General features: G+C 76.0%; 8 protein-coding genes and 1 pseudogene. 2 read left to right on the top strand and 7 right to left on the bottom strand.

All coding sequences use genetic code 11. From position 1 onward, the window contains the following. Positions 1-54 precede the first annotated feature (54 nt). Positions 55-459 (bottom strand): TOBE domain-containing protein, encoded by a 405-nt coding sequence (locus HGCM_RS09370; protein WP_019136582.1) that lies wholly within the window; start codon positions 457-459, stop codon positions 55-57. Positions 460-577: 118 nt separating this feature from the next. On the opposite strand from HGCM_RS09370, the gene ppk2 reads away from it, so the two are divergent. Together ppk2 and nhaA are read left to right on the top strand one after the other, a co-directional pair. Continuing rightward, positions 578-1,432, top strand: coding sequence for a polyphosphate kinase 2 (gene ppk2 / locus HGCM_RS09365; RefSeq protein ID WP_019136581.1), 855 nt, complete (start codon positions 578-580; stop codon positions 1,430-1,432). 81 nt (positions 1,433-1,513) lie between these two features. Then, positions 1,514-2,902, top strand: a complete 1,389-nt coding sequence (gene nhaA / locus HGCM_RS09360; RefSeq protein WP_019136580.1) for a Na+/H+ antiporter NhaA — start codon at positions 1,514-1,516, stop codon at positions 2,900-2,902. A gap of 3 nt (positions 2,903-2,905) precedes the next feature. Here the strand turns inward: nhaA and HGCM_RS09355 are convergent, their stop codons facing one another. From HGCM_RS09355 to HGCM_RS19845, 6 genes and pseudogenes are all read right to left on the bottom strand, one after another. Continuing rightward, positions 2,906-3,763: an SDR family NAD(P)-dependent oxidoreductase gene (locus HGCM_RS09355; RefSeq protein ID WP_019136579.1), complete on the bottom strand. Its 858-nt coding sequence runs from the start codon at positions 3,761-3,763 to the stop codon at positions 2,906-2,908. Positions 3,764-3,818: 55 nt separating this feature from the next. Continuing rightward, on the bottom strand, positions 3,819-4,106 hold the full coding sequence (locus HGCM_RS09350; protein WP_019136578.1) for a DUF1905 domain-containing protein: 288 nt from the start codon (positions 4,104-4,106) through the stop codon (positions 3,819-3,821). Further along, complete coding sequence (locus HGCM_RS09345; RefSeq protein WP_019136577.1) at positions 4,106-4,642, bottom strand: DsbA family protein; 537 nt, start codon at positions 4,640-4,642, stop codon at positions 4,106-4,108. Before HGCM_RS09345 ends, HGCM_RS09350 begins: the two co-directional genes overlap by 1 nt. A 44-nt stretch (positions 4,643-4,686) precedes the next feature. Beyond that, a complete protein-coding gene (locus HGCM_RS09340) occupies positions 4,687-5,745 on the bottom strand; it encodes an NAD-dependent epimerase/dehydratase family protein (protein ID WP_026075375.1) in 1,059 nt (352 codons plus the stop codon). Positions 5,746-5,817: 72 nt separating this feature from the next. Continuing rightward, positions 5,818-6,423, bottom strand: coding sequence for a methylated-DNA--[protein]-cysteine S-methyltransferase (locus HGCM_RS09335; protein ID WP_019136575.1), 606 nt, complete (start codon positions 6,421-6,423; stop codon positions 5,818-5,820). A gap of 107 nt (positions 6,424-6,530) precedes the next feature. Beyond that, positions 6,531-6,895: pseudogene (locus HGCM_RS19845) on the bottom strand (hypothetical protein); the annotation flags it as partial.

Below are 6,895 nucleotides of genomic sequence, written 5' to 3'. Positions count from 1 at the left end.
CGACGAGCAGACCGCCGGCCAGGGACGCCGCGCCGCGGCGGCGCGACGTCCGCGTCACCGCCCGCCGCCCGACGTCTCGACGACGACCGTCGTGGCCTTGACGACCGCGACCGCGCGCGAGCCGACCTCGAGACCCAGCTCGCGCACGGCCTCGCTGGACATGAGCGAGACGACGCGGAAGGGCCCGCACTGCAGCTCGACCTGCGCCATCACGGTGTCCGCCGTGACGCGCGTGACCAGCCCGGCGAAGCGGTTGCGGGCGGACGTCGTGCCCGCGTCCGGGTCGTCGGGCCGCCGGGCGCGCTCCACCGCGACCGCGGCGAGCGCCGCGCCGTCGACGACGACCCGCCCCTGCGCGTCGGCCGACGGCTCCAGGGCGCCGGAGTCCACCCAGCGCCGGACGGTGTCGTCGCTGACGCCCAGCAGGCCCGCGGCCTCGCTGACCCGGTACGTCGTCATGGCGCGAGCGTAACCGCGTCTGCGGCTCCTTGGGAGCCATGGAGCCGCGGATGCGGCGGTATGCGGTCCCGCCCCCAGAACCCGGGTGCCCGGGGCGCTCAGGCGCTACGTTCGCGTCATGGGGAAGGGTGCGAAGAAGCACGGGAAGCCCAGCCGGTCCCGCACGCTGCCGGACGAGGTCTACGAGGCGGAGCTGTTCCGCCTGCAGGCCGAGCTCGTGACGCTGCAGGAGTGGACCAAGGCCACGGGCGCCCGCATCGTGATCGTCTTCGAGGGCCGCGACGCCGCCGGCAAGGGCGGCACCATCAAGAGGCTCACGGAGTACCTGTCGCCCCGCACCGTGCGGATCGCCGCGCTGCCGACGCCCACGGAGCGCGAGCGGACGCAGTGGTACTACCAGCGCTACGTGCAGCACCTGCCGGCCGCGGGCGAGATCGTCGTCTTCGACCGGTCCTGGTACAACCGCGCCGGCGTCGAGCGGGTGATGGGCTTCGCGTCGGCGCGGCAGGTGGCGCAGTTCATGCGCGACACCCCGATCTTCGAGCAGATGCTCATCGAGGACGGGATCCTGCTGCGCAAGTACTGGTTCTCCGTCAGCGACTCCGAGCAGCTGCGGCGCTTCCGCTCCCGCCTGGACGACCCCGTGCGGCGCTGGAAGCTGAGCCCGATGGACCTGGAGTCGATCGAGCGCTGGGAGGACTACTCCCGCGCCAAGGACGAGATGATGGTGCACACCGACGTGCCGGCCAGCCCCTGGTACGTCGTCGAGTCGGACTCCAAGAAGCGGGCGCGCCTCAACATGATCGCCCACCTGCTGTCCACGATCCCGTACCACGACGTCCCGCACGAGGACGTCGACCTGCCCGAGCGGCCCGCCGCCTCGTCGTCCTACCAGCGGCCCCCGCGCGAGCTGTCGACCTACGTCCCGGACCACGTGGCGTCGCTGCTCGGCGACCCCGAGCGCGGCCTCTAGCCCGACCGGGTCCCCGGCGCGGACGCTCGCCCGCAGCGGACGGCGTTGCGCGCGCCCCGTGCCGTTTGCGAGGTTGTGCGCGTGGCGATCCCCTCCCCCGGCCCCGACCTGCGCGTGCGGCTGCCCGGCGTCAACCCCGCCGTCCGGCGGTTCCTGTCGACCGAGGCCGGCTCCGCCGTGGTCCTGCTCGCCGCGACCGTGGTCGCGCTGATCTGGGCGAACTCGCCGTGGGCGGCGTCCTACACCGCGCTGTGGGAGGCCACGGCCGGCCTGACCATCGGGCCGTGGTCGCTCGAGATGGACCTGCAGCACTGGGTGAACGACGCGGCCATGGCCGTGTTCTTCGCGGTCGTCGGGCTGGAGATCGCGCGCGAGGCGACGAGCGGGGACCTGCGGGACCGGCGGACCGTCGCGGTGCCGGCGCTCGGCGCGGTCGGCGGCCTGCTCGTCCCCGTCCTCATCTTCCTGCTGCTCACGACCGGCACGGACGTGCAGCACGGCTGGGGCGTCGTGATGTCCACGGACACCGCGTTCCTCGTCGGCATCCTCGCGCTGTTCGGCCCGCAGTGCCCCGACCGGCTGCGCCTGTTCCTGCTCACGCTGGCGATCGTCGACGACATCGGGGCGATCACCGCGATGGCGGTGTTCTACACCGACGACGTCGCGCTCGTGCCGCTCGCGCTGGCCGGGCTGCTCGTCGTCGCGATGCTCGTCATGCGCTGGCTGCGCGTCTGGCAGGTCGCGCCCTACGCCGTCGTCGGGCTGCTGCTCTGGTTCGCGGTGCACGCCTCGGGGGTGCACGCGACGCTCGCGGGCGTCCTCGTCGGGCTGCTGGTGCCCGCCACCGTCCCGCGCCGCGAGCACGTGGAGGCCGTGCCGCGCTACGCCACCAAGCTCGTCGCCGACGCGACCGCCGAGCGCGAGCACCTCGCCGAGCTGGCGGCCCGGGCGGCCGTGCCGACGGCCGACCGGCTGCAGCGCATGCTGCACCCGTGGAGCGCGTTCGTCGTCGTGCCGCTGTTCGGGCTGGCGAACACCGGGATCTCGCTCGGCGGCGACGTCCTGGGCGACGCGCTGCACTCGCGCCTCACCATCGCGGTCGCCGTCGCGCTCGTCCTGGGCAACGCGATCGGCATCACCGGGTTCTCGACGCTCGCGATCCGCCTCGGCCTGGGCCGCCTGCCCGGACGGGTCCGCTACGGGCACCTCATGGGCGGCGCCGTCCTCGCGGGCATCGGCTTCACCATCTCGCTGTTCATCGCGCAGCTGGCGTTCGACGACCCGCAGCAGCTGGCCGACGCCAAGATCGGCGTCCTGCTCGGGTCGCTCGTGGCGGCCGTGCTCGGCTCGGTGCTGCTGCGCTGGCTCGGCGAGCGCCTGCCCCTGTGCTCCCCCGAGTCCGACGAGCCGCCGCCGCTGCCGCCCCTGCCGTGGGGCGCGCCCGGCGAGGTCTCCGAGGCGCGGGCCTGACGCTCAGGCGATCGGGTCGTCCGGGGTGAGCGGCGTGACGCGCAGCGTGCGCGCGTCGGCCTCGACGATCTGCGCCGCGTGCTGCTGCAGCCAGGCGACGGTGTCCGCGCCGGCGCGCACGAACCGGCCGGTGAGGGCGTCGAGCTCGCCGTCGGCGAACGCGACGGCGAGCGCCACCACCTCGGCCGGGTCCGTCCAGTCCGTGCGGCCCTCGTAGCGCGGCATCGACCGGGACATGTCGGTCTCGACGACGCCCGGGGCGAGGTCGAGCGCCCGGATCCCCGCGTCGCCGTGCTGGCGCACGAGCTGCGTGGTCAGCCGCGCGAGCGCGCCCTTGCTGATCGCGTAACCGGTGTAGCTCGGCAGGGCCCGGTAGCCGGAGCCCGAGTTGAGGTTGAGCACACGACCGCCGCCGCGCGCGAGCATGCCCGGCAGCACGGCGTGCGTCACGAGCATCGGCCCGCGCACGTTCGTCTCGACGACGCGCCACATGTCCTCGACGTCGTCCTGCGCGAAGGGCAGGTCCTGGCGCTCGATGACCCCCGCGTTGTTGACGAGGAGCCCGATGCCGCCCGGCAGCCCCACCTCGACGCGCGCGACCGCGTCGGCGACGGCCGTCACGTCGACGAGGTCCGCCGCGGCGGCCACGACCGTGCGCGCGCCGCCGGTGCGCTCCGCGATCTCCGCCGCGACGTCGTCCAGCCGCGCGCGCGTCCGGCCGACGAGCCCGACGTCGTAGCCGGCCTCGGCGAGGCCCAGCGCGAGGTGGCGGCCGATGCCCCGCCCGGCGCCGGTGACGAGCGCGGTCCGGGGCACCGCGACGGTCGTGGCCCGGTCGGGGCCTGCGGTGGAGTCGGTCATCCCACCACCCTGGCAGAGCCGCGCGCGGACCGCGCCGCGACGCCCGCGCCGCGGCTCACACGTCGAGGCGCAGCCGCACGTCCACGACGTCGCCGACCTCGACGCCCTCCCGGCGCCGCTCGGCCGCGCGCAGCGGCACGAGGTACCCGCCGTCCTTCGGGAACAGCGACGTCGTCCACCGCGACGCGCCGAGCCGCACCTCGACCGGGATGACGCCCCAGCCGTAGGTGACGAGCGGAGCGACCGTCGCGATCTGCTCGCTGTGCGGCGGGGGAACGGCCACGAACACGTACGGCGCCGGCCCGCGCCAGTGCACCGCCTCGCCGCGGAACGCGAGCTCCATCAGCGCCGGCCCGCGCCGCGCGCCGCGAGGGCCTCGTCGATCGCGGTGCGCAGCGACTCCGCCCGGACCCGGTGGGCGAACAGGACGCCGTCGACGAACACGGTCGGCGTGAACCGCACCCCCGCCGCGACGCCGTCGGTGTAGTCCCGCTGCACCGCGGGGGCGTACCGCTGCGCGGCGGGCCCGGTGACGAGGTCCGGGTCGACCCCGACCCGCGCGGCGGCGGCGCGCAGGCCGTCGTCGGTGAGGCGGTCCTGGTGCGCGAACAGCTCCGCGTGCATCTCCCAGAACCGCCCCTGCGCGCCCGCGGCCTCGACCGCGAGCGCCGCGGTCAGGGCGTACGGGTGCACCTCGAAGAGCGGGAAGTGCCGCCACACGAGCCGCACCTGGCCCTCGGACGCGTCCACGACGCGGCGCAGGACCGGCGCCGCGGACCGGCAGTACGGGCACTCCAGGTCCCCGTACTCGAGCAGCGTGACGGGCGCGTCGGGCGCGCCGTAGACGTGCCGCTCGGGGGTGACGTCGGGCTCGGCCATGGGCCCAGCATGCCCGCCGGACGCGCGCAGCGGGAGGCGACGGCTCAGCGGTCCTTGTCGAGCCTGCTGAGGAACCGTCCGGGACGCAGCGCCGGGCTCGCCGTCCCGGCCTGCGCGACCAGCCCGTCGACCAGGTCGGCGAGGGCGTCGAAGCCGGTCCGCTGCGCGCGCCAGCCGAGCTCGCGCTCGGTGCGGGAGACGTCGAGCAGCGGGGTGTGCAGGGCCATGTCGAGCCAGCCGGGGCCGATGGGCGCCAGGCGCGCGAGCCATGCCGCGCCGAGCGCCTGCCGCACGACGGCCGGCTCGACCTCCTGGAGGTTCCCGTCCGCGACGAGCGCCGCCACGTGCTGCCCGGTCAGCACGTCGGGCGCCGCGACGTTGAACGCGCCGCGCGCCTGCCGCACGACCGCCTCGCGGTACGCGCGGGCCACGTCGTCCGCGTGGACCGCCTGCAGGCGCAGCCCGACGGGCCACGGCAGCACGGGCAGGGCGCCCACCCGGCCCCGGGGCACGAACGGCCCGAGGAACAGGCGCCCGATCTCCGCGCCGGCGTCCCGCTGGAAGATCAGCGACGGGCGCAGCCGTGCGATCACGGGGGCGTCGGGCAACGCCTCCGCCTCGTCGAGCAGCCGCTCGACGGCCACCTTGTCGGTCGAGTACGACGAGGTGGCGATGCCGCCGGTCGGCCAGGACTCGTCGCGGAGCACGTCGTCGTCCGCCGGCGAGTACGCCCCCACCGACGACGCGACCACCACGTGCGGGACGCCGTTCAAGCGCGCCGCCGCGAGCACGCGCCGCGTGCCGTCGACGTTCGTGCGCGCGAGCGCCTCGCGGTCGTGGCTCGGCTGGATCGCCCAGGCCAGGTGCACCACGGCGTCCGCGCCGACGAAGGCGGCGGCGAGCGCGTCGACGACGGCCTCGTCCGGCCCGGGCGTGGCGACGTCGCACGCCACCCAGCGCGCGACGTCGTACGGCGGTGGGACGGGTCCGCTCGGCGCCCGCCGGGCCACCGCGACGACCGAGGTGATCGTCTCGTCCGCCGCGAGCTGCCGCAGCAGCGCCGTCCCGACGTTCCCGCTCGCCCCGACGACCACGACTCTCATGCGGGCCAGTCTGCCCCGGCCCGCGCGATCCGGCTCAGGGACGCCGTGGGCCGCTGCCCGGACGCGCGTGCGTCAGAAGAGCACGGCCGCGGACGTGCGCGCCTCCAGCTCCAGCAGGAACCGCTTGCGCTCGACCCCGGCGGCGAAGCCGGTGAGCGACCCGTCCGCGCCGATCACCCGGTGGCACGGGATGACGACCGCGATCCGGTTCGACCCGTTCGCGGCGCCCACCGCCCGGGACGACGTCCGCGGGTCCAGGCCGACGGCCGCCGCCAGGCGCCCGTAGGACCACGTCTCGCCGTAGGGGATCTGTTGCAGACCGGCCCAGACCCGCCGCTGGAACGACGAGCCCTGGACGTGCAGCGGCAGGTCGAAGACCGTGCGCTCGCCCGCGAGGTACTCCCGCAGCTGTGAGGCGGCGAGCGACAGGGAGGCGTCGTCCCGCTCGCCGTGCTCCCCGCGGGGCGCGTCGTTGCGCGCGCGCGTCGAGGGCAGCAGCAGCGCCGACAGCGCACCGTCCACGCCCACGAGCGTGATCGGCCCCATGCCGGACTCGACCACCGTGTGCGTGACGCGGCCTCCCGCCGAGCCCCCGCCCGGCTCGACGCCGGACCAGGCGCTGCGACGACGCCCGCCCTCGATCGCCTGGCCCACCCGCAGCCGCTCCGCCGTCGTCATGACCGCCATCCTCCCCCGCACCACCGACACCGTCGGGGAGAGTCGCACGGGAGGGCGGGACGTGAGCCCGGCGGCGTCGAGTCGCCGGGATGAGCCCGCCCGAGGGGTCAGTCCTCGGCGGGGTCGATCACCGACGTGTCGTCGTCGGCCGCGCGGCGGGTCGAGCGGCGCACGGGCGCGCTCGGCGGCACGGGCAGGTCGTCGACCGTCCGGCGGCGCCGCTCGTCGCGGTCCCGCCGGGGCGGCTCGGGCGCGTCGAGGGGCGTCGTCAGGTCGAGCGGGTCCGGCCGGGCGGCCGCGTCGTCCCGCGCGGGGACGGAGCGGCGGGACGCGAGGTCGGGGTCGGGGCCCAGGTCGGGCTCCGGCGTGTCGCGGTCGGGCCGGGCACCCGCCGGCACGTCGGGCTGGTCGGGCCGGTCGGGCTGCTCGGGCTCGGCGTCGAGACCGGGCTCGTCGTCGTCGAACGGCACGG

Source organism: Cellulomonas massiliensis JC225, assembly GCF_000312005.1.
Taxonomy (GTDB): Bacteria; Actinomycetota; Actinomycetes; order Actinomycetales; family Cellulomonadaceae; genus Cellulomonas; species Cellulomonas massiliensis.
Note: the sequence above shows the minus strand (reverse complement) of the source record. Positions and strands in the feature narration are given on the sequence as shown.